General features: G+C 64.8%; 25 protein-coding genes and 1 tRNA gene. 13 read left to right on the top strand and 13 right to left on the bottom strand.

From position 1 onward, the window contains the following. Nucleotides 1-4 precede the first annotated feature (4 nt). Nucleotides 5-1,270 carry an aminodeoxychorismate synthase component I gene (locus RHO23_RS01390; protein WP_423488581.1) on the top strand — a complete coding sequence of 422 codons (1,266 nt, stop codon included), beginning with the start codon at nt 5-7 and terminating at the stop codon, nt 1,268-1,270. Here RHO23_RS01390 and rsmI read toward each other — a convergent pair. Then, nucleotides 1,254-2,087 (bottom strand): 16S rRNA (cytidine(1402)-2'-O)-methyltransferase, encoded by an 834-nt coding sequence (gene rsmI / locus RHO23_RS01385; RefSeq protein ID WP_057963779.1) that lies wholly within the window; start codon nt 2,085-2,087, stop codon nt 1,254-1,256. The genes RHO23_RS01390 and rsmI overlap by 17 nt on opposite strands. 86 nt (nt 2,088-2,173) lie before the next feature. On the opposite strand from rsmI, the gene RHO23_RS01380 reads away from it, so the two are divergent. Beyond that, complete coding sequence (locus tag RHO23_RS01380) at nt 2,174-3,727, top strand: dolichyl-phosphate-mannose--protein mannosyltransferase (RefSeq protein WP_423488580.1); 1,554 nt, start codon at nt 2,174-2,176, stop codon at nt 3,725-3,727. Between the two features lie 13 nt (nt 3,728-3,740). Here the strand turns inward: RHO23_RS01380 and arcA are convergent, their stop codons facing one another. After that, nucleotides 3,741-4,955, bottom strand: coding sequence for an arginine deiminase (arcA, locus tag RHO23_RS01375; protein ID WP_101312640.1), 1,215 nt, complete (start codon nt 4,953-4,955; stop codon nt 3,741-3,743). A 53-nt stretch (nt 4,956-5,008) separates the two neighbouring features. Here arcA and RHO23_RS01370 point away from each other — a divergent pair, with 53 nt between their 5' ends. Next, a complete protein-coding gene (locus tag RHO23_RS01370; RefSeq protein WP_030094550.1) occupies nt 5,009-5,620 on the top strand; it encodes an alpha-ketoglutarate-dependent dioxygenase AlkB family protein in 612 nt (203 codons plus the stop codon). Here RHO23_RS01370 and RHO23_RS01365 read toward each other — a convergent pair. Beyond that, nucleotides 5,617-6,303 carry a DUF5642 family protein gene (locus RHO23_RS01365; protein WP_064407966.1) on the bottom strand — a complete coding sequence of 229 codons (687 nt, stop codon included), beginning with the start codon at nt 6,301-6,303 and terminating at the stop codon, nt 5,617-5,619. The genes RHO23_RS01370 and RHO23_RS01365 overlap by 4 nt on opposite strands. A gap of 96 nt (nt 6,304-6,399) precedes the next feature. Here RHO23_RS01365 and RHO23_RS01360 point away from each other — a divergent pair, with 96 nt between their 5' ends. Continuing rightward, entirely contained in the window at nt 6,400-6,714 is a 315-nt protein-coding gene (locus RHO23_RS01360; protein ID WP_057963776.1) for a hypothetical protein, read from the top strand. 269 nt (nt 6,715-6,983) lie between these two features. Then, a complete protein-coding gene (locus RHO23_RS01355; protein ID WP_057963775.1) occupies nt 6,984-7,295 on the top strand; it encodes a hypothetical protein in 312 nt (103 codons plus the stop codon). A gap of 53 nt (nt 7,296-7,348) precedes the next feature. Here the strand turns inward: RHO23_RS01355 and RHO23_RS01350 are convergent, their stop codons facing one another. The 4 genes from RHO23_RS01350 to RHO23_RS01335 form a co-directional block, all read right to left on the bottom strand. Continuing rightward, on the bottom strand, nt 7,349-8,242 hold the full coding sequence (locus RHO23_RS01350) for a metal-dependent hydrolase (RefSeq protein ID WP_064410168.1): 894 nt from the start codon (nt 8,240-8,242) through the stop codon (nt 7,349-7,351). Nucleotides 8,243-8,332: 90 nt separating this feature from the next. Next, a complete protein-coding gene (locus RHO23_RS01345; RefSeq protein ID WP_064407965.1) occupies nt 8,333-9,094 on the bottom strand; it encodes a DUF1295 domain-containing protein in 762 nt (253 codons plus the stop codon). 29 nt (nt 9,095-9,123) lie between these two features. Then, entirely contained in the window at nt 9,124-9,756 is a 633-nt protein-coding gene (locus RHO23_RS01340; protein WP_101312637.1) for a sensor domain-containing protein, read from the bottom strand. A gap of 51 nt (nt 9,757-9,807) precedes the next feature. Next, complete coding sequence (locus tag RHO23_RS01335) at nt 9,808-10,617, bottom strand: sulfite exporter TauE/SafE family protein (protein WP_423489143.1); 810 nt, start codon at nt 10,615-10,617, stop codon at nt 9,808-9,810. An 88-nt stretch (nt 10,618-10,705) separates the two neighbouring features. On the opposite strand from RHO23_RS01335, the gene RHO23_RS01330 reads away from it, so the two are divergent. From RHO23_RS01330 to RHO23_RS01320, 3 genes are read left to right on the top strand one after another with little or no spacing between them, the layout of a single operon-like run. Then, nucleotides 10,706-11,461, top strand: a complete 756-nt coding sequence (locus RHO23_RS01330; RefSeq protein ID WP_423488579.1) for an AraC family transcriptional regulator — start codon at nt 10,706-10,708, stop codon at nt 11,459-11,461. Nucleotides 11,462-11,477: 16 nt separating this feature from the next. Next, nucleotides 11,478-11,753 carry a hypothetical protein gene (locus RHO23_RS01325; RefSeq protein WP_030094541.1) on the top strand — a complete coding sequence of 92 codons (276 nt, stop codon included), beginning with the start codon at nt 11,478-11,480 and terminating at the stop codon, nt 11,751-11,753. Nucleotides 11,754-11,809: 56 nt separating this feature from the next. Next, nucleotides 11,810-12,034 carry a hypothetical protein gene (locus RHO23_RS01320; RefSeq protein ID WP_030094540.1) on the top strand — a complete coding sequence of 75 codons (225 nt, stop codon included), beginning with the start codon at nt 11,810-11,812 and terminating at the stop codon, nt 12,032-12,034. 30 nt (nt 12,035-12,064) lie between these two features. On the opposite strand, the gene RHO23_RS01315 is transcribed toward RHO23_RS01320, so the two are convergent. Continuing rightward, nucleotides 12,065-12,140, bottom strand: a tRNA-Ala gene (locus RHO23_RS01315). A gap of 84 nt (nt 12,141-12,224) precedes the next feature. Beyond that, a complete protein-coding gene (gene glpR, locus RHO23_RS01310; RefSeq protein ID WP_423488578.1) occupies nt 12,225-13,226 on the bottom strand; it encodes a gephyrin-like molybdotransferase receptor GlpR in 1,002 nt (333 codons plus the stop codon). A 272-nt stretch (nt 13,227-13,498) separates the two neighbouring features. Between glpR and RHO23_RS01305 the strand changes: the two genes are divergently transcribed. Next, entirely contained in the window at nt 13,499-14,392 is an 894-nt protein-coding gene (locus RHO23_RS01305; RefSeq protein WP_423488577.1) for a DUF559 domain-containing protein, read from the top strand. A 24-nt stretch (nt 14,393-14,416) separates the two neighbouring features. Here the strand turns inward: RHO23_RS01305 and RHO23_RS01300 are convergent, their stop codons facing one another. The 3 genes from RHO23_RS01300 to RHO23_RS01290 are packed head-to-tail and all read right to left on the bottom strand — an operon-like array spanning nt 14,417 to nt 17,324. Continuing rightward, entirely contained in the window at nt 14,417-15,070 is a 654-nt protein-coding gene (locus RHO23_RS01300) for a GNAT family N-acetyltransferase (protein ID WP_044104202.1), read from the bottom strand. Continuing rightward, nucleotides 15,067-16,371, bottom strand: a complete 1,305-nt coding sequence (glp, locus tag RHO23_RS01295; protein ID WP_030094536.1) for a gephyrin-like molybdotransferase Glp — start codon at nt 16,369-16,371, stop codon at nt 15,067-15,069. The genes RHO23_RS01300 and glp overlap by 4 nt, the downstream gene beginning before the upstream one ends. Nucleotides 16,372-16,394: 23 nt before the next feature. Then, nucleotides 16,395-17,324, bottom strand: coding sequence for a UTP--glucose-1-phosphate uridylyltransferase (locus tag RHO23_RS01290; RefSeq protein WP_030094535.1), 930 nt, complete (start codon nt 17,322-17,324; stop codon nt 16,395-16,397). Between the two features lie 134 nt (nt 17,325-17,458). Here RHO23_RS01290 and RHO23_RS01285 point away from each other — a divergent pair, with 134 nt between their 5' ends. The 4 genes from RHO23_RS01285 (at nt 17,459) to mscL (ending at nt 19,544) form a co-directional block, all read left to right on the top strand. Beyond that, a complete protein-coding gene (locus RHO23_RS01285) occupies nt 17,459-17,983 on the top strand; it encodes a 5-formyltetrahydrofolate cyclo-ligase (protein ID WP_423488576.1) in 525 nt (174 codons plus the stop codon). Between the two features lie 90 nt (nt 17,984-18,073). After that, nucleotides 18,074-18,400 carry an FmdB family zinc ribbon protein gene (locus RHO23_RS01280; protein WP_423488575.1) on the top strand — a complete coding sequence of 109 codons (327 nt, stop codon included), beginning with the start codon at nt 18,074-18,076 and terminating at the stop codon, nt 18,398-18,400. 64 nt (nt 18,401-18,464) lie between these two features. After that, entirely contained in the window at nt 18,465-19,139 is a 675-nt protein-coding gene (locus RHO23_RS01275; protein WP_423488574.1) for an SAF domain-containing protein, read from the top strand. 9 nt (nt 19,140-19,148) lie between these two features. Continuing rightward, nucleotides 19,149-19,544: a large-conductance mechanosensitive channel protein MscL gene (gene mscL / locus RHO23_RS01270; protein ID WP_423488573.1), complete on the top strand. Its 396-nt coding sequence runs from the start codon at nt 19,149-19,151 to the stop codon at nt 19,542-19,544. A gap of 26 nt (nt 19,545-19,570) precedes the next feature. Here mscL and RHO23_RS01265 read toward each other — a convergent pair whose 3' ends face one another. Continuing rightward, nucleotides 19,571-20,200 carry an MspA family porin gene (locus RHO23_RS01265; protein ID WP_064410165.1) on the bottom strand — a complete coding sequence of 210 codons (630 nt, stop codon included), beginning with the start codon at nt 20,198-20,200 and terminating at the stop codon, nt 19,571-19,573. Between the last annotated feature and the right edge of the window lie 270 nt (nt 20,201-20,470).

Raw genomic sequence — 20,470 nt, 5'->3', positions numbered from 1 at the left:
ACCCATGCGCGTCCAGCAGCTCGGCGATCTCGGCGCACCGCCAGCCGTGCTGCGATCCCTTGCCGTCGCCGCGCGCGAGACGGGACGCCCGGCACCTGCCGCATTGACCGGATGCTGGTTCGACTCACGGGCGATCATCGCCCCCTCCCTCGCCGCCCGTGCGGTGCTGCCGCGACAGGCGTTCAGTGGCAATACTTCTCATGTGAACACCGCTCCGCCGGGCGCGGTGGGAGGCGGCTGGATCGGCTATCGGGCATATCCGGACCTGACCGCAGACGCCCGGGCCCCACGGCTCCCCGCTTCGGCCGGAGGCTGGAGTGATGCTGTATTGCGCCTCGATAATGACGAATGCTGGTGGTACGAAAGCCTTCTCGACGAAGAATGCCCTGCGTGGATAGTCCAGGCGCTCACCCATCCCCGCGATCCCGAGGTGTGGTCCATCGAGTGGGCAGCTCCCGATCGCGAGCGTCATCGCACCGCCGTCGGCCGCTGCCTGGAGGCCATCGCAGCCGGGGAGGTGTACCAGGCCTGCGTGTGCACGCAATTCCGTGGGGCATTGACGGGAGATCCGGTGGACTTCTTCACCGATGCGATCACCCAGACCGCGCCGGCCCGAGCCGCCTTCGTATCGGGCGCCTGGGGTGCCGTGGCCTCGCTGTCACCCGAATTATTCTTGCAACGCAACGGATCTGATGTACGTTCCAGCCCCATCAAGGGCACCCTCGCGGCGACCGAGGACCCCGCCGCATTGCTGAACTCGGTGAAGGACGTCGCCGAGAACATCATGATCACCGACTTGGTGCGCAATGACCTCGGGCGCATCGCGATCACCGGCACTGTCACCGTTCCCGAACTCCTCGCTGTCCACCCGGCACCCGGTGTGTGGCATCTGGTGTCCACCGTCGCCGCGCAGATACCTACGGAGGCCACTGCGGCAGATCTGCTGGCGGCCGCATTCCCGCCCGCCTCGGTGACCGGAACACCGAAAACCCGTGCCCGCCAACTACTGCGCCAATGGGAATCGGATAACCGCGGGGTGTACTGCGGCACCGTCGGCATGCTGTCGCCGGTGGCCGGCCTGGAACTCAACGTCGCGATTCGCACCGTGGAAATCGCACCCGACGGATCCGCCGTACTCGGCGTCGGGGGCGGTATCACCGCAGACTCCGATATCGAAGCCGAATGGCAGGAGTGTCTGCACAAGGCCGCTGCCACGGTCGAGCTCACCGCGACCGCATTGCTCACACCCGGGCTCAAGCCCGCGCTTTGACCACCGCGTCGTAAAGGTCGCGCCTGGACAGCGTCGCGCCGGACTCCCCGATGGCCATCGCGCACGACTCACGTAACCCCATGCCGTCGTCCATCAGCTCCTCCACCCTGGTCACCAGAGTGTCGATTTCGGGGACGGCGGGGCGACCACCGTCGAGCACCACCGTGATCTCCCCCAGCACCTCGCCCTCGGCCCAGACGGCCAACTCACGCAGGGTGCCCCGTAACACCTCTTCATGGGTCTTGGTCAGCTCGCGGCATACCGCCGCACGGCGTTCGGGGCCCAGCACCTCCACCGCATCGGACAGAGTCTCGGCCAGCCTGCGCGGCGACTCGAAGAACACACAGGTGCGGGGTTCCGCCGAAAGCTCGGCAAGCCAACGCCGCCGCGCCCCCTGCTTGCGCGGCGCGAACCCCTCGAAACAGAAACGGTCGACCGGGAGCCCCGAGACGGCCAATGCCGTCGTCACCGCCGACGGCCCGGGTAGGCATTTGATCGGTATCCCCTGTTTCACGCATGCGGCGACCAAGCGATACCCCGGATCACTGATCGAGGGCATGCCCGCGTCGGTGACCACCAGCACGTCGTACCCGGCCTCCAGATCGGCCAGCAGCGGCTCGATGCGGCTGGCTTCGTTCTGGTCGTAGAAACTGATGATCTGGCCGCTGATCTGCACATCCAGCGATTTGGCGAGCGCCCGGACCCGACGAGTGTCCTCGGCGGCCACCACCGCGGTCTTGGCCAGCGCCTCACGCAATCGGGGCGAGGCATCCCCGGGCTCCCCCAGCGGTGTCGCCGCCAGCAGCAAGTTCCCCATCCCGCAAGACTAAATCCCCTCGTCGCTCTCGCTCCAGCCCGCCGCACCAACAGGCCCGGGCCGGGCCCTCCCTTACGATCGAGCGTGTGACCGTGCCCGCAACCCTGCCCCCTACGGGGGAGACGTCTCGGAGCTCGGACGGCACCGAGTCCCCGGGGCCCCGGATACCGCCCGCGGATTTCGGGCCCACCGACCGGTTCCAGGGCTGGGTGATGACCGCCGTCATCACGGCAATCGCAGCGCTCACCCGATTCATCAATCTCGGCGCCCTCACCGATCGCGGCACCCCTGTCTTCGACGAGAAGCACTACGTGCCACAGGGCTGGCAGGTGGTCACCAACAACGGCGTCGAGGACAATCCCGGCTACGGGCTGGTGGTGCATCCGCCCATCGGCAAACAGATGATCGCCCTCGGCGAATGGCTCTTCGGATACAACGCATTCGGCTGGCGGTTCGCCGCCGCACTCTCGGGCACCATCCTGGTGCTGCTGGTTGCCCGGATCGCCCGGCGGATCGGCCGGTCCACCCTGATGGGCGCCATCGCGGGACTGCTGCTGATCGCGGACGGCGTCAGCTTCGTGACCGCGCGCACCGCACTGCTCGACGTGTATCAGGCACTGTTTGTGGTGGCCGCCTTCGGCGCGCTGATCGTCGACCGTGATCAGGTGCGGGAGCGGCTGTACAACGCATACCTCGACGGGCGCATCGGCGAGACCGTGTGGGGGCCGCGTCTGGGCGTGCGGTGGTGGCGTTTCGGTGCCGGAATCCTGCTCGGATTGGCCTGCGGCACAAAGTGGTCAGGGCTGTACTTCATCGCATTCTTCGGAGTGCTGTGCATCGCCTTCGATATCGCGGCACGGCGCGCCTACGGCGTGCAGCGTCCCTGGGCGGGCGCCGGGGTACGCGATCTGGGGCCGGCTCTATATGCGCTGGTAGTCATTCCGTTCCTCGTGTACATGGCCTCGTACTGGTCGTGGTTCGCCTCCGAGACGGCTATCAATCGGCATGCCGAGGGCCGTCAGATCGGTGTCGGCAGTTGGGTACCCGATGCCCTGCGCTCGCTGTGGTACTACACGCACAGCGTCTACACATTCCATTCGACGCTCACCAACGCCAACGGCAATCATCATCCGTGGGAATCCAAGCCGTGGACGTGGCCGATGTCGCTGCGACCATTGCTCTACGCCATCGAAGACAAGAACATTCCCGGCTGTGGCGCCAATTCGTGTGTGCGCGCGGTGCTGTTGGTCGGCACCCCGGCCATCTGGTGGCTGGCGGTCCCAGTGCTGTTGTGGGCCACCTGGGCGACGGTGGTCCGCCGCGACTGGCGCTATGCGGCGGCACTGGTCGGCTACTGCGCGGGATGGCTGCCCTGGTTCGCCAACATCGACCGGCAGATGTACTTCTTCTACGCCACCCCGATGGTGCCGTTCTTGGTGATGATGATCGCGTTCATCATCGGCGATTTCCTGCGCAAGCCGGTGGCCAATCCGGAACGAAAAACGTTGCGAATGTTCATCGCCACGTTCTATCTGGCGGTAGTGGTCACCAACTTCGCGTGGCTGTATCCGATCCTCACCGGCGCCGCCATCTCACCGTTCATGTGGAACATGGAGATGTGGCTGCCCAGCTGGCGCTAGCCCGTCTCGGCTGCTAGAGGAGATCGCGCGATATCGGACAGGACATGCAGCGGGGTCCGCCCCGGCCCGTGCCCAACTCCGATGCCGAGATGGCAAGCACCTCCACACCCGATTCCTCCAGGCGCGCATTGGTCTCCACATTGCGCTCGTAGGCGACAACCACACCGGGAGCCAAGGCCAGGGTGTTGTTCCCGTCATCCCACTGCTCGCGTTCGGCGGTCACCGGATCCAGCCCGGTATCGATGACACGCAGCTTCCCGATGCCCATCGCGTCGGCCGCCGCCTCCACGAACGGTGCCGAACCCGAAATGCTGACCCCACCATCGTTACGACGAATGGTGAACGCCGACAGCGAATCCTGAACCGCCGGATACATCACGACGGCGTCGGTGTCGACCATCGTGCAGACGGTGTCCAGGTGCATGGACGCGCGTTCCTGCGCGATGGGCACCGCGAGCACGGTGTGGGCCAGGTCGTCGTCGAACAGGCTGCGCGCCAGGGCTTCCGCACCGGCGGGCGTGGTGCGCTCCCCCACACCGACTGCCACCACCCCGGGCCCCAGCAGCAGCACATCGCCGCCTTCGACGGGAGCCGAATGCGACTCATAGGCCCGCCGCACCCCAAGGAACCGCGGGTGGTGGGCATAGATCAGGTCGGTGAGCGAGGTCTCGCGGACGCGCGCCGGAAGTGCCAGCGAGGTGATCGCGAACTTACGCCCGATCCAGAAGGACGAGTCGCGCGTGAACAGCAGATTGGGTAGGGGTTCGATGACGAAGTCCGATCCGTGGTGCATGGTGCGCACCAACGATGGCTGCGCCACCTTGCCGCCCACCGGTAGTTCGTCGAACGTCATCCCACACATCAACACGTAGGCAAGATCGGCCGCGTCCAGCGACCGCAGGTATTCCGAAAGATCCTGCGCAAGCGCATAACCCAACCTGCGTGCGTTCACCGCCGCCGATATGCCCTGCACCCTGGCGGCGCCACTGGCCAGCGCCTCACGCAATAGTTCGGAGAGCAGCAGCACCTCGACACCCCGCGAGCGCAGCACCTCGGCGAAGGCATCGTGCTCCTCCTGAGCGCGCGCCACCCAGGGCAGACCATCGAACAGCAGTTGGTCGTTGTTGCGCGGAGTCAGCCGCTTGAGCTCGTCACCGGGCCGGTGCAACACCACCGCCCGCAGCCGTCCCACCTCTGAATTGGCACCCAGCACTGGCGCATCCGTCATGAGAAGACGCTAGCTTGCCGCGCAATCGAACATGTGTGCGATACCATGAAGGTGTGACAGCCTCTCCACACGCTGTGCAGGCATCCCTGTTCGGCGCCCCACCGGTCCCGCGCCGCGAGTTGGCAGGCGGCGCTTGGCTTGAGGTACACCATGAATGGCTTGGACGTGCCGACAATCTCATGGGTCAGCTGTTGGCGCAGGTACCGTGGCGCGCCGAGCGCCGCCGCATGTATGACCGCACCCTCGACGTCCCCCGGCTGGTCAGCTTCCATGATCTGACCGCGGGCCCGCCACCGCATCCGGTGCTGGAGGCGATCTGCGACCGCCTCAATAGCGAGTACACCGCCGAGCTCGGCGAACCATTCACCACGGTGGGCCTGTGCCAGTACCGGGACGGCACCGACAGCGTCGCCTGGCACGGTGACACCATCGGGCGCGGGCTACGCGAAGACACCATGGTCGCGATCGTAAGCATCGGCGCGACACGCACTTTCGCGTTGCGGCCACGACTCGGGGGCGAATCGATTCGCATCCATGTGGGCCATGGCGACCTTTTGGTGATGGGCGGTACCTGCCAACGAACCTGGGAACACGCGATCCCCAAGACGTCCAAGCCTGTGGGTCCGCGGATCAGCTTGCAGTACCGGCCCCGCGATGTGCGTTAAGAACGGACGGCGGCCACTGCCTTGACCAGTAGATCCGATGCGCGCTTGCCGTCGGGCAACGCGGGCGGCACCTTGCCGACCGCAACCGGGCTGACCGTGACGACCACCATGTAGCGACCGAGATATGCCGAGTAGTTCAGCACCTCTTGGCCCACGGCCCTGCCCGAGGTTCCGCTGAGCACGTCCCGCTTCATCGCGAGGGTGCGCGCACCCTCGATAGCGGGTGCATCGATCACCTCGGTCTGCCCGGCGATCCCATTACCGCGGAAGCCGACCTTCTTGCATTCCGCCGACACCGCCGGATCGAAGGGGACCTCCTGCGAGGTTTCCACCGCGACCGCCACGTACTGATTTCCGGCGCCCGTGGCGGTGAGCGCGGCCATGTTCCCCTTGAGCCCGGCGGGTACGGCGCTACCGCCGCTGTACTTGGCGCAGCCGGGCGGATCCACCGTCATCCCCTGGGGCAGTGGCACCGGGGAGAGCAGCTTGGGGTCCATCCCCGCCGGTTCCATAGTCTTGACGACGAACTCCGGTCCGAACTGGCTCTTCAGTGAGGCGATGTTTCCGATCTTCACGTTGTGATTGACGGGGTTCTGGACGGTTCGGCCGCAGCCCGGCACAACGAGCGCCAGCGCGCAGGTGGCCCAGATTCCCCAGCTCTTGACGGTCACCGGCTTCAACACCCGGCCACTGTATCGATTCGGGCCCAAAAATCGATGGCACCTATAGGGAACAATGTCTGTGTGGCCAAGAGTTAACACCTGTGAGGACGGTATGAGATGAAGACGGCGGCTCGCCTAACGACTGCGGCACTCGGTGTCGGCGCGTTGATGGCTCTCACTACCGGGACAGCGCTCGCCGATGACGCGCAATCGGTCATCAACCAGTACCAGTCGCAGGGCTACCAGGTCATCATCGACCGAAACGGCTCAGCCCCCACCAATAAGTGCACGGTGTCCAACATCCGCAATGGGCAGGACGTCTACCGCACCGAGTATCAGCGGACGTGGATGCCCAGCGGCAAGTGGCTGGTGCTGCCGGTCCGCGTACTCGATCACAAATTGGTGTACATCTCCCTTAACTGCAACGTCTAGTTAGCCTAACCTAACCAGATTTGCCAGTTCGCTGGGTGTTGCACGCCCCGCGGGCCGATACGCGCGGCGCCTGAGAGCGGGCGCAGACGAGAATGTGAATTTGACGTTAATTTCCCCGATTGGGAATCAATCTGGGTATTAGTGCGTTGGACTGGTCAGATTCACGAGCGTTGATGATTTGGCGAGTCGGGGATCGGGCATTCGTGTGGTATGCGGACACATTTCCGTAACAGCGATGCCACGAGGAGTGAGGCGAGAGGAGTGAAATCGTGAAGAGATTGTTATTTGCAGGTATTGCCGCAGTTGGCGTCATCGGGGCGTCGCTGGGATCGGCAAGTGTCGCGCTCGCCGGACCATCGGGATCGGGCGATGCCAGCGCTGTCATCAATGACCTCAAGACCAATGGGTACCGAGTGATCGTCTCCAAGACCGGCGCTGCGGACCTGAGCAAGTGCACCGTGGCGTCTGTCACGCAGGAGTCGCCGGTGAACAATGTTCAGCCGGCCCGGGATGTGCGTAACAACCCCACCACCGTGCCGACTGTCGATCGCAAGGTCGCGCATGTCGCGCTGAGCTGCTGACACAGCAGACACCTGACAATGGCCCGGGCCACAAGCCCGGGCCATTGTTGTCTCTACTTCAAATGATCGACCAGCGTGCCCTCGGCACCGAACAGTTCGGCCCGCCACTGCTCCAGGAGCACTTCGGTGTCGAGATCGTCGGGATGGAAGTCCTTCTTCATGTAGACGGCCAACCGGCCGATCATCCCGTCGTTCAACAGAGGTCCGCGGATCAACCCGACCGTCTCGCGCAGCACGCGGCCCGGTTGACGCCGACCATCCGGGTCGCTCCACGCTATGGAGAACCAGGAGCCCGCGGTGGCGAATGGCACCGTACCGGTCCAGATGACGGCCATCACCGCACGTCGCAGCCATTCCGGCCCACCGACCGCGCGGTAGACGTCGAAGGCGACCGATTTGTGCTCGAGCTCCTCGATGGCGTGCCAGTACAACAGGTTTCGCACCTCGTCATCGGTCACCATGGCCTGCAGGTCGCCGCTTTCCAGCAGACGCTCTGCCAGAACCGCGGTGTAGTGCTCGAGTGCCGCGGTCGCGGCCAGCATGGTCAACCGGATGTATTTGAGGCGGTCCATGTTGGGTAGGTACTTGTCGACCAGGTCTTCGACCTTGCCTGATCGGCGCCCGATGGTCTCGACCATCTTGCTGCGGTAGCCCATTTCCGTGAGCTTCTCGTTGAGCTCGCGATGGTGCAGCCCGTGGGTGACTTCTTGGCCGATGAATCCGGCGACACGTTTTTTGAGTGTGGGCTCGGTGATCCTGTCGGCGTAGCGGCGCACGGATCGGACGAAGAACTCCTCCCCCGGCGGGAACACCGCGGAGGCACCCGCCAGTACATGGCTCAACGCGATGTCGTTGTCGGCGAAGTGCCTTCGCATCGGGACCGGGTCACCAAACCAAAACCTGATGCGCCGAGTCTTCGGGTATGAGGCCGTTACCGGAGCAGCCATGTCGCACACCTCCACCTTGATCATGTAACTCAGTGTTACACGAATCGCTTACGTATTGAAGTAGTGCGTAAAAGTTGGTGGCTTAGGTCCCTACAGCAGCCCCGGAACGATCGCCTTGCGCTCGCGCGGGTACTCGTCAGGGAATGTTTCGCGGTACCACCGATGGATCGAGAGCGCCCGCGGCAGCAGATTGGCAATCGAGAACAACACGAAGATCAGACCGGGCAGCGTCCACGCCATCAATGCCCAACCGGCCCAGAGGATGATCTCGCCGAAATAGTTGGCCGCCGACACCCACCTGAACGCACCGCCATACGGAATGCGGTATCCATCGAAACCATCGGCTCGCAGGTTGATGAGGATGCGGTCGGCCTGGAAGTTCACCAACCAGCCACCGAGGGCCACAACGACTCCGAGAATGAACCGGGGGTCGGTGAACCAGGCGGCACTCTGCAGATGCGCGGCAAAGGCGACCGCATACCCGTTGGCAAAACCATTGACCGCGTTGAAGACGAAGCCAAAGGCAATCCCGCTGTAGGGGAATCGCTTTCCGCTGCCCTTACGGGAGAGCGGATAGATCAGTCCGCGGTACAGGTAGTGGCCCTGCCACAACGCATACAGCACGAGCGCCGGTGCGCCGTGGTGGTGCGCGACGGTCCAGAAGGTGACGGTGAACGCCCACCACTGCGGGCATTCAAAGATCAGCCAACCGATCTTGGCGGGTGCGGTAAACCTCTCGTCAGGCTTGGCGAACCGGCCGTAGGGATTGGTGAACCAGAAGCCGCTGGCGAAGGTGACGATGGCCAGGACCACGAGGAAGACGACCGCAGCGTGATACAGCTCTGTAAGCACATCGGGACAGTACCGAGTAGACGCTCGTTCTAAGCAGGGTCGATGATGTTCGTCTTCATCTGATTGGCAACCTGACCGGCGACCTCAGCGTTGTCGGTGGCTCCGGACGAGGTCACCCCGTACACCGCGTTGCCCGTGGTGTGGATGTGCGTGGCACCGGTGTTGTCGGCCCAGGTGATCGTGATCGGGTTGCGCATGCCGAACGTGTACGCGCCGGGCGAATGCGCCTTGCACGTGTTGAAAGCCTCTGTGATGCGGCGGAATTCGGCTTGGGCGGCGGGCTTGTCGGGATAAATCGCAATGGCCTCGCGCAGTGTCTGATGCGGGTCCGCACTGCTGTCGACATTCAGCTGGCGAAACGCCTGCCAGCCGTCGCCCAAGTCGCCTTGCGACGCCGCGTGCAACACGCCGCACGGGTCCGACGGGTTGATGGCGGGCCCGTAGACCGGCGCCGTGTCGGTATGTGTGGTGTCCGCCGTCGGGAAGCCGAGCGACTTGACCACATCGATCCCGGCGAACAGCGAATCTGCGGCGGCGGCACTGACTTTGAGTTCGGTTACCTCAGGCGTGGAGGTTTCCACCACCGGACTCGCAGGCTGCGAGCAACCGGCAACCGCGACGAGTGCGAGGAGGCCCGATCCGACCCATACTGTCCGCGCCATCTGAGAATTGTGGACTCTCAACCTGGGAAATTCCTGGGTGTTCGGGGTCTATCAGGTGAAATCTGGCGACAAGACCCCCGGCGAGAGCACCATCGCAAGGGCCGAAATGATGAGCAATGCGACATACACCCAGGCGTGCGCGACATCAGAAAGCCGCGGGGGATGCCGCCGCAGCCACACCACGATCGGCAGCGCTCCGATAAGAAGCGCAGCGGCAGATCGCACATCCACCGCGCCGATGACGTACGGATCGTCCGCTGCTGCTGACGTGCCGGTGAGAAAGACAGCCAATGCCGGCACGCTGATCGCCAGTGTCAACGGATTGGCCAGTGCGGTGGCCATACTCATCGGCTGGCCGCTGCGGCGCAGCAAGGGAACCGTCATCACGCTGCCGCCCACTCCCAGAAACGATGCGACCGCACCGATAGGCACGCCCAGTAGCGGGGAGATGGCGAAGTCAGATAGGGAGCCCTCGATCATGGTGGGGCGGCGCAGGAATCCGGGACGTGCCAGCACATCGATGATCGTCACCGCGAGATAGAGCACGAATCCCCACATCGCGAGGTGCGGTGGCGCCAGCCTGGCCAGCTCCGCACCGAGAACGCCCCCGCACCCCAGCAATGCGATGAGCGCTGCCGCACTTCGTAAGTGCGCCAATACGGCTCGCGGAGTTGCCATGGTGGCGGCGGCCGCGTTCACCACCATGACGACTGCCGAGGTCGCCACCGCCACCTCGGCGGCACCCGCGGCGAGCGCACTGTCGGCCCAGACGATCACCGGAACGGTGACGAATCCGCCGCCGAAACCGAACAGCACCGTGGTGAGCCCCGCCAGAATCCCGATCACCACCAACACGATCACGCCCATGAGGTCAGTCCAACCGACGGGGAGATTGCGGACAATCGAATGCCAGCTCGATTCATTCGAATTTCAGCCATACCCTGTGGGGATGCGGAACGTACCGCTCGCCGATGTCGACCATCTGCCCCGCGATGTGCTGCCCATAGCCACCGACTACACCAACGGGCAGCTGCTGGATTGGCATGAGCACCGACGCGCACAGTTCCTCTACGGATCCACCGGAACGATGATCGTGGACACCGACGACGGAACCTGGACAGTGCCCACCGGTCGCGCGGTCATGATCCCCGCGCGCACGCGTCATCGAGTACGGATGCTGGAGGTACGCACCGGAAGCCTCTACATCGAGCCGTCGGCCGTTCCGTGGTGGCCGTCGTCGTGCGTTGTCGTAGACGTCAGCCCATTGATGCACGAACTACTGTGCGCGGCAGCGGATCTGGCCGCCGACTACGACCTCGCGGGGCGCGACGGAGCACTTACCGCACTCCTGCTGCATGAACTGGCGTCCTTCACCGCGCTGCCGTTGCACGTCGATGTGCCGCGGTCACCCGACCTGGCACAGCTGTGTCACGAGTATCTCGATGCTCCGGAGGTGTCGGTCTCCAATGCTCAATGGGCGCATCGGCTGAACACCAGCGAGCGCTCGCTGACTCGCCGGTTCCGCGATGAGGTCGCGATGAGCCCGGCGGCGTGGCGGGTGCGGGCGCGACTACTCGCAGCGGTTCCGCTGCTACGGCAGCAGTCGGTGACCCAGGTTGCCGGGCGGCTCGGCTATGCCACACCCGCTGCGTTCTCCTACGCCTTCACCCGCGCGTTCGACATTGCCCCGTCCAGCATCCGATGACCTAGAGTTCACAGCTATGAGCCGGACCGCGATCATCATCATCGTCGGAGTTATCGCAGCACTAGCGTTTCTCGCCGTCGGTGCGCTGGTCAAGAAGGTCGGCATACAGGCGGCCGTCACGCACTTCCTGGTTGCCTGGGCCGGCGTTGCCGTGTTCAACATGGGGGTGGGTGTGTTTGAGGCCGGGTACGGCGTCGCCGAGGAACTACCCGTGTTGCTGGCGGTGTTCGGGGTGCCGGCGGCGGTCGCCGGGATCGGCTGGCTTGGCGCCCGGCGCCTCTCGCGGTCCTGACGGCCCACGCCACAGCCTCGACGCACAGGTCAGCGCTTGACGATACTGTGGGGCGTATGACGACAACGTTCGTCGGGATAGCAGCGATCGTGGCGATGACCTTTATCGGTATCGGCATGAACGCCGGTCTCTTCAATACCCGCAGGGCACGACAGGCGATTCCGCCGTTGGTGGCCCGCGCGGCGGCTCCTGTGTATGCGCTCAACCGCCGTATCGGCAATCCGGGCCGCGCCGCGAAGCCCACGGAAGAGCCCGAATCGCCCGGCGAACCACAGAAATGAAAATCCCCCGGGCAAGCCGGGGGTTTTTCTTGGTGGAGCTAAGGGGAATCGAACCCCTGACCTTCTCGATGCGAACGAGACGCGCTACCAACTGCGCTATAGCCCCAAGACGCTAAGACCTTACCAGCCGGTCCCGCGTCAGACCGAATCGTGCGATGAGCCGTAAAGAGCGAAGAGCGTCAGCCCCGGCCTACTGACCGACAGCGTGCGGCATACGGTACTGCCGTGGCTCGTCGTAGTAATCCAGGTGCTCGAAAACCGGGTCCTCGTCATCGATTTCGAGGACAGCGGCACCCGGACGGCGCAGCCGCTGCGGGACCACATCGAGCTCACGGTCCGCGACGTTCTCCACGCCGACCACACGCGCCCGCTGGTAACGCGCGGCGCGACGACGACGCAGCTGCTCCTCGATGCGGGTCTGACGGCGCAGGTAGCCCAGGTAGAGCACCGCCGCCACACCCAAACCGCCGCAGGCCCACCACGCGGTGCTGGTCGCGGTCGCCGCGACTACCCCGGCGATGACCATTGCCGCGACCAGACCCATGAGCACGCGCTTACGGAAGGCGAACTTGCGCGCGTTCTCCTTGGCCATGACGTCGGGGTCGAATCGGCGGCGACGCGAGGAGCTGTACACCGGCGGAGCCTGGTGCCGTTCCCGTGCCGGCTCGGCAGGGATCGCCAGACCCGAGGTGTCGTCCACGTACTCGTACTCATAGCTGCGCGAATCGGTTTCGGCGACGGGCGCCTCTTCCAGATCCTCGAGGTCGTCGGACAACGCGGCCTCGCCCGCCGGCAATGCGGTCGCATCCTCGTCGATGACGTCGACGTCTACGGGCTCGTCGGTCTCGATCTTTTCGGGACGAACCTTGCGCACGGCCATGGCCTTGACGGCCTGCGCGGCGTCCTTGTCTTGTTCGGTGGGCTCGCTGGCGATGACGCCGGTCGAGTCTTCGTCCTCGTCGTCGAGTTCGTCGATGTCCTCGCGACGGAAGTCGGGGTCACTACGGTGACCGGCGGCAGGGCCGGTGCGGCGCAGCAGCTTGGCGGCCTTCCCGTTGAGAACCCGGGTGGCGAGGGCGACGTCGCTCGTGCGCTTCACCACGTCACGCTTGTTGATCAGCATCGGCACCAGGACGAACAGCCACAGCACGACCAGTCCGATCCACAACACCGATTGGGGGATGCTCGGCATTTCGGCCTGCTCCTTTCTGTGCGCGTCAGGTGTGCCTCTGCGCCTTAAGCCTCAGGTCAAGGCTAGGTTGGCGATCTGCGCACGTTATGAGGCGCGCCGATACCAATTACACACCTGTAATTCTACAGGGGCAAGCATCACAGGCCCCAATAGTCACATCAGTCTCAGTAATATCTCGCGAGCCTGCGCCTCACGACGGTTTTTCCCCCGAAAGCGTCGCGAGACGCAGACTCGCTACGGGGGTGTCGGAGCGCGGTGGGACGCTGCGCGCCATGGGGGACATTCCGTGGCCATTCCGCTCAGCGGACGTACTCGCATCCGGTGCGATCTCCGAACGCCGGATGCGCCGGTTGTATCGGCAGCTGTACCCCGGCGTATTCGTGCCAAGAGATGCGCGGCTCTCGGCGACCGAACGAGCCGTCGCGGCCTGGTACTGGTCGCGACGCCAGGGCATTGTCGCCGGACTGTCGGCATCTGCACTACACGGTGCGAAATGGATAGACGGCGATCGACCAGCTGAACTCGTCTTTGACAACTACCGGACACCGTCCGGATTGACAGTCCACCAGGATTCGTTACTCGCCAACGAAATCACCGAGGTCCACGGCACGAATGCCACGACGCCCGCACGTACGGCGTTCGACCTCGGGCGGCGGCTGCCCCTCGGCCACGCCGTGGAGAGAATCGATGCCCTGATGAACGCGACCGGCCTGACGACTCCCGAGGTTCACGCGGTGCTGGCCGGCCATCCCGGCGTCCGCGGCGTCGTGCGCCTACGCGAAGTGCTTGAACTCGTCGACGCAGGAGCCGAGTCACCACAGGAAACCCGCACTCGCCTGCTCCTGGTCCGCAGCGGATTCCCCAAACCTCAGACGCAGATACGAGTGCTCGACAGATTCGGTGACTTCGTCGCACGCGTGGACATGGGGTGGGAGGACGCGAAAGTAGGAGTCGAGTTCGATGGCGCGCAGCATTGGACAGACCCACGCCAACGTTCCCGGGACATCGACCGTGCCGCAGCACTCACGGATGAAGGCTGGACGATCATCCGGGTGACTTCTGAACTGCTTCGGCACCGCCCCGGCACGATCGTCAGCCGCGTCGACGAAGCACGTCAGATGGCGAGTCTGCGTCTCACGACGGTTTTTCCCCCGAAAGCGTCGTGAGACGCAGACTCAGGAAGAACGAGTTCAGGCCCAGGCGGCGTTTCCGGATCGCACCAGCATCGCGGCCACCGACCCACGCACTTCCTCGACCGTCATCGCCACCAACAGATGGTCACGCCAGGCACCATCGACGTCGAGATACCGCTTGAGCAGACCTTCCTCACGGAAACCGACCTTGGACAACACCGCGCGGCTGGCCCCGTTCTCGGGCCGCACCGTTGCCTCCACCCGATGCAGGGTGACCGGCCCGAAACAGTGATCGAGCCCCAGCGCGAGCGCCGCGGTTGCCACCCCTTGCCGGGTAACCGTGCTGACCACCCAGTACCCGATCCACGCCGAGCGCAGCGCGCCATGCGCGATATTGCCGATCGTCAGCTGCCCGACGAAATTCCCGTTCAGCTCGATCGCGCACGGAATCATCCGCCCCTTACGCGCCTCGGCCCGCAGACCCGAACACAACGCGGGCCAGGAAGACACGCCGTGCCGCGCCATCCAGTCGACCTCCGAGGACGGTTCCCACGGTTGGAGATGTGTCTGGTCGGCCAGCCGTGCCCGGCTCCACGCCATCCCGTCTCGCAACCGGATGGGCCGCACCGACACCACTCCCGCGGGCACGCGCAGTTTTCCCAGCGGCATCGGCCAACCGGGATGTGCACTCTCTTGACGCCAGACGCTCATCCGCGCTGCGCCAGGAACGCGACCTCGACGATCTCCCCGGTACGAACCTGTTCCACCTCGGCGGGCACGATCACGAGGCAATTGGCCTCCGCAAGCGTGGCGAGAAGATGCGAGGACGCACCCGGCGCGCCCAGGATCTGCACCAGATACTCACCGGTGTCCTGATCACGCATCAGCTGGCCACGCAGAAAACCCTTGCGCCCGGCGATAGAGGTAATAGGAGAAACTGTGCGCGCCTGGACAATTCGGCGCTGCGCGTGCCTGCGCCCCAGGGCAAGGCGAATCAGCGGCCGCACCATCACTTCGAACACCACCAGGGCGCCCACCGGGTTCGCCGGCAGCAGGAAGGTCGGCACCGCGTCACGGCCCAGCTGACCGAAGCCCTGCACCGAACCCGGATGCATCGCGATGCGCCCGACCTCCATATCGCCCAGCGCCGACAGCGCCTCACGAATCCCCTCCGCGGCGGCACCGCCGACGGCACCGGAGACGACGACAACCTCTGCCCGGTTCAGCTGACCCTCGAGCACCTCGCGGAATGCGGCAGGCTCCGCGCTGACGATGCCCACCCGGTTCACATCGGCACCGGCATCGCGGGCAGCGGCCGCCAGCGCATAGGAGTTCACGTCATATACCTGGCCGTTGCCGGGCGTGCGGTCGACGTCGACAAGCTCGCCACCCACGCTGATCACCGACAGCCGAGGACGCGGATGCACCAGCACCCGATCACGCCCCACCGCGGCCAACAGCCCCACCTGCGCGGCGCCGATGATCGTGCCCGCACGGACCGCGACATCACCGGGTTGCACGTCATCACCGGTGCGCCGCACATAGTCACCCGAACGCACCGCGCGCAGCACCTTGACCCGCGACTCACCACCCTCGGACCAGCGCAACGGCAGCACCGCATCGGCCAATGTCGGCATCGGGGCACCGGTCTGCACCCGCACGGCCTGCCGGGGCTGCAGCCGGGTGGGGGTGCGCTCCCCTACCCGCACCGTCCCGACCACGGGCAACTCGACCGTTCCGATCTCGCCGCTGGATTCCTCGAGGTCATCTTCCTCATCCGGGGCGCCTTCACCCGGGCTGATCACACGCACCACACCACCGGCAGCCTGCACATCCACGCTGCGCACGGCGTATCCGTCGATGGCGGCCTGGTCAAACCCGGGTAGCGGCCGAGCGGTCACCACTTCCTCGGCGCACAACAAACCCTGGGCTTCGGCGATCGCCACCCGAACCGGGCGCGGCGCAACCGCAGCCGCCGTCACTTTGGCCTGCTGCTCCTCGACCGAACGCACTGGTGCCCTTCTCTTCTTGAGCGTTACTCGGAATCAGGCAGCGTGGCAGGTCCCAGACCCAGCCGCTCGACCAACCACTGCCGCAAGCCCGGACCGTAGTCGTCGCGGTCCAACGCAAAGTCAACAGCAGCCTTGAGATAGCCGCCAGGATTTCCCAGGTCGTGTCGGGATCCGCGATGCACGACGACATGCACCGGATGTCCCTCGTCGATCAGCAAGGCGATGGCGTCGGTGAGCTGTAGCTCGCCGCCCGCACCCCGTGGAATCCGCTTGAGCGCATCGAAGATCACCCGATCCAGCAGATACCGCCCGGCCGCGGCATAGTTCGACGGCGCGTCCTCGGCCTTAGGCTTTTCGACCATTCCCTTGACGCGCAACACATTTGGGTTGGCAGCATCGGGCACGATCTCGACGTCGAACGCACCATAGGAACTGATCTCCTCGGGCTTGACCTCGATGGCGCAGAGCACCGAGCCGCCGCGCTTGGCCCGCACCTTGGCCATGGTCTCCAATACGCCCCGCGGCCACACCAGGTCATCGGGCAGCAGCACCGCAACGGCGTCTTCGTCGTCGTCAAGGACCGGCTCCACACAGCCCACCGCATGCCCGAGGCCAAGCGGCTCGGCCTGGACCACCGATTGCACTTTGATGAGTCCGGGTGCGCGGCGCACCTTCTCAAGCATGGCGTGCTTACCGCGGTCCTCGAGCGTGCCCTCCAGCACCAAGTCCTCGACGAAATGCGCGACGACGCCGTCCTTGCCCTCCGAGGTGACGATCACCAGGCGTTCAGCACCGGCCTCGGCCGCCTCCTCCGCCACCAGCTCGATACCCGGGGTGTCGACCACCGGGAGTAGTTCCTTGGGCACAGTCTTGGTGGCCGGCAGAAACCGGGTGCCCAGACCTGCGGCGGGCACCACGGCGGTGCGCGGGATGGACACGTCAGGGGCCGTCATAGCCACTCACCCTAACCACTGACCACAGGATTGCGTGGGTAAGGCGGTACCGTCACGGAATCGGCTCTCCCCAGAACACCCCAGAGAACATCAAGGACGTCCTGCGGCAACAGATTGTGCAGGCACGACGGGCGATGTCGCCTACCGATCGCGAAAAACAGAACGCCGCGCTCGCCGCGCATGTCGCGGCCGCGGCTTCGGGGCTCTCGGTGGTCGCCGCCTACCTGCCGGTGGGATCCGAGCCCGGGACAGTGGAGATGCTCGATGCCCTGGCCACCCGCGGTGTCCAGGTTCTGCTACCCGTCGCACGTCATGACGCGACGGGGACCCCAACATCGCTGAGCTGGGGTCAGTATCGACCCGGCGAGCTCATGGACGCACCTTTCGGGCTGCGGGAACCGGCGCCGCCGGTGTTCGGTCCCGCCGCCCTTGCCGACGCCGAGCTGGTGTTCGTCCCGGCACTCGCGGTGGACAGACGGGGAAACCGGCTGGGCCGTGGCGCGGGCTTTTATGACCGATCACTGCGGTTCGCCGCAGCCTCGGTGGCGTTGATCGCACCCCTCTATGTCGGCGAGATACTCGATGACATTCCGGCCGGTCCGCACGATGTACCGGTGACCCAGGCGTTGACGGCAGACGGATTGGTCACACTCGGCTGAATCCCCAGGTCGCCCAGTGGCGGACCTAGCACTCCAAACGGTAGAGTGCTAGTGGCGTTTCATGGCTTGCCAGTTCCTGGAGGACCCCTCATGCCCACCTATTCCTATGCGTGTGCCGACTGCGGCGACAAGTTCGACATCGTCCAGGCGTTCACCGACGATGCCCTGACCGTGTGCCAGAAGTGCTCGGGCAAGCTGCGCAAGCTGTTCAACTCGGTGGGCATCGTGTTTAAGGGCAGCGGCTTCTACCGCACCGATAGCCGCTCGGGCAGCGTGGACGCCGCCTCGAAGGGCGATTCCGGCAGCAAGAGTGAATCCAAGTCCTCCGAGTCCTCGGCGAGTAGCTCATCGACGTCGAGTGCTTCGAGTTCCTCCAGCTCGACATCCACCGCCACCGCATCCGCTGCCGCCAGCTGACGAGTTATCCACAGCGGCACATTGCCTGCTGACGTGGGGCTGCGCGTCGTCCTAGCGTGAGGGCATGGCCCGCTCGCCTCTCGATCCCACCGTGCTGCAGCGCGTATCGGCGGCACTCCGCCCCGATTGGGCACGCTCAGCATTGGCTCGGCGCATCGCGGCGGCGATCCTGGTGCTGTTCGCGGCCGTGCTGGCATTTCGCCCCGATCCGGCCAACGATCGTGTCGGGGTGATGATCGCCGTCCATGACCTGCATCCCGGCACGATCCTCACCGGCGATGACGTACGACTCGAAAAGCGTTCCTCGACAATCCTTCCGGACGGGGTCAGCACCAATGCGCGAACCATTGTGGGTGCGACGCTCGCCGGGCCGGTTCGCCGAGGGGAAATGCTGACCGATTTACGCGTGTTGGGCTCGCGATTGGCAGAGTCGGCCGCCGGCAAGGACGCGCGCATCGTCCCGGTGCCGCTGAGCGATGCTGCCACCGTCGACATGATCCGCACCGGAGATATCGTCGACATCCTTACTGTGGCCGATCGTGGACCCGGCGCACCGGATACCGCGCCACCGGAACCCGCCGTGCTGGCCACCGGCGCCGTGGTGGTGCTGGTGTCGCCGAAACCCTCAACCAAAGGCGTTGGGACGCAGCGGGTGGTAATGGTCGCATTGCCGCCGCAGCAGGCAAATCGTGTCGCCGCAACCGCGTTAGTCCAAGCGATAACGCTGACCTTGCGTTAGTGTCAGACCATGCTCAAGGGATTCAGAGATTTTCTGCTGCGCGGCAACGTCATTGACCTCGCGGTCGCTGTGGTCATCGGCGCGGCCTTCACCGCATTAGTCACCAAGTTCAGCGACGCCGTCATCCAGCCGCTGATCAATCGGATAGGCACCGGCCCCGATTCGGATCAACCTGCGCTCAAGGTGGGGATTGGCGGCGGCCAATATCTGGACTTCAACGTCCTGATCACCGCCACCATCAACTTCATCCTGATTGCGGCGGTCGTCTACTTCCTGGTGGTGCTGCCGTACAACACGATCAAGGAGCGGTTGGCCAAGTCGGGTGAAGAGCCTGCCGCTCAAACCGAGGCCGAATTGCTCGTCGAGATCCGCGACCTGCTGGCCGAGCAGAAGAAGACGTCCTAACTCTTCTGCCCGGCCCGCCAGGGCAATTACTTCATGTCCCAGGTCTCGCCGTAGGTGGTGACGCTGTCACCGGCGCTACTGATCAAGCGGGCGTAGGGGCGCAGCAGCACACCACCGGCCGCACCGGTCACCGTGCCATGGGCATTACTGACCGCAACCGCACCCTTGGGGCCGGCGATCGCCACAGAGAACGTCGCCACTTCCTGGATACCGGGGCCGTTGCCCAGGTCAACGTTGATACCCGCCGAGGGCAGCAGGTTGGTGGTCTGAATGTAGGAGGCTTCCGGGCCGCCGCCGAAGGCGTTCGGAATACCGTAAAGAATCGAGGTATTGGGGGTCGTGTAGTTGAAGTTCAGCCCCACGCCCAGCGACCAGGGGTAACCCACCTGATAACCCAGCTCCAGGGTGCCCTCGAACGCGTCAGAACCGTCGCCCGTCACCTCATACGCGGCGCGGCCCGAATGAAACCACTCACGGGTCAGGCGGTTGCGGTCCAACGGAAACACACCATTCAAGAACGTGTCCCACTGCTGAATCCGCAGCATCCGGCCCTTGCCATCAACCAGGGTCAGCTCATCGTCCAAACCCGCATGCGCCGTCGCCGTCCCGATAACTGCTAGTCCCACCACGCCAGCCACCGCGAGTATCAATCGCATGAGGGTGTTGTGCATGACCTGCCAGATGCCACCTGTTCTCATTTAGCTCCCTCAATACTCGGGCGGATACACGCCTGGACAATGCCTATTTCGCCAGGACCACATTGTTGCCCAAGCGGGCCAAACGTAACGGCCAAATCATCCCTACGAGTTTCCCGAATGTTTCCGGCAAGCTAACTCACAGCCGATGCACAGATTCTGTGATTACGCGCCGTTCTTAACTGCGCAGCATCCTGCCGCGACGCACCTATTGAGTAATGGCAATTACTT

The sequence above is a fragment of the Mycobacteroides sp. PCS013 genome (genome assembly GCF_049532645.1).
GTDB lineage: Bacteria > Actinomycetota > Actinomycetes > Mycobacteriales > Mycobacteriaceae > Mycobacterium > Mycobacterium gwanakae.
Note: the sequence above shows the minus strand (reverse complement) of the source record. Positions and strands in the feature narration are given on the sequence as shown.

Coding starts and splice junctions, on each gene's coding strand:
- RHO23_RS01390 (WP_423488581.1), top strand. CDS start 5: ATGCGCGTCCAGCAGCTCGGCGATCTCGGCGCACCGCCAGCCGTGCTG.
- rsmI (WP_057963779.1), bottom strand. CDS start 2,087: ATGGGGAACTTGCTGCTGGCGGCGACACCGCTGGGGGAGCCCGGGGAT.
- arcA (WP_101312640.1), bottom strand. CDS start 4,955: ATGACGGATGCGCCAGTGCTGGGTGCCAATTCAGAGGTGGGACGGCTG.
- RHO23_RS01360 (WP_057963776.1), top strand. CDS start 6,400: ATGAAGACGGCGGCTCGCCTAACGACTGCGGCACTCGGTGTCGGCGCG.
- RHO23_RS01350 (WP_064410168.1), bottom strand. CDS start 8,242: ATGGCTGCTCCGGTAACGGCCTCATACCCGAAGACTCGGCGCATCAGG.
- RHO23_RS01340 (WP_101312637.1), bottom strand. CDS start 9,756: ATGGCGCGGACAGTATGGGTCGGATCGGGCCTCCTCGCACTCGTCGCG.
- RHO23_RS01330 (WP_423488579.1), top strand. CDS start 10,706: ATGCGGAACGTACCGCTCGCCGATGTCGACCATCTGCCCCGCGATGTG.
- RHO23_RS01325 (WP_030094541.1), top strand. CDS start 11,478: ATGAGCCGGACCGCGATCATCATCATCGTCGGAGTTATCGCAGCACTA.
- RHO23_RS01320 (WP_030094540.1), top strand. CDS start 11,810: ATGACGACAACGTTCGTCGGGATAGCAGCGATCGTGGCGATGACCTTT.
- glpR (WP_423488578.1), bottom strand. CDS start 13,226: ATGCCGAGCATCCCCCAATCGGTGTTGTGGATCGGACTGGTCGTGCTG.
- RHO23_RS01305 (WP_423488577.1), top strand. CDS start 13,499: ATGGGGGACATTCCGTGGCCATTCCGCTCAGCGGACGTACTCGCATCC.
- RHO23_RS01300 (WP_044104202.1), bottom strand. CDS start 15,070: ATGAGCGTCTGGCGTCAAGAGAGTGCACATCCCGGTTGGCCGATGCCG.
- RHO23_RS01290 (WP_030094535.1), bottom strand. CDS start 17,324: ATGACGGCCCCTGACGTGTCCATCCCGCGCACCGCCGTGGTGCCCGCC.
- RHO23_RS01285 (WP_423488576.1), top strand. CDS start 17,459: ATGTCGCCTACCGATCGCGAAAAACAGAACGCCGCGCTCGCCGCGCAT.
- RHO23_RS01280 (WP_423488575.1), top strand. CDS start 18,074: ATGCCCACCTATTCCTATGCGTGTGCCGACTGCGGCGACAAGTTCGAC.
- RHO23_RS01275 (WP_423488574.1), top strand. CDS start 18,465: ATGGCCCGCTCGCCTCTCGATCCCACCGTGCTGCAGCGCGTATCGGCG.
- mscL (WP_423488573.1), top strand. CDS start 19,149: ATGCTCAAGGGATTCAGAGATTTTCTGCTGCGCGGCAACGTCATTGAC.
- RHO23_RS01265 (WP_064410165.1), bottom strand. CDS start 20,200: ATGCGATTGATACTCGCGGTGGCTGGCGTGGTGGGACTAGCAGTTATC.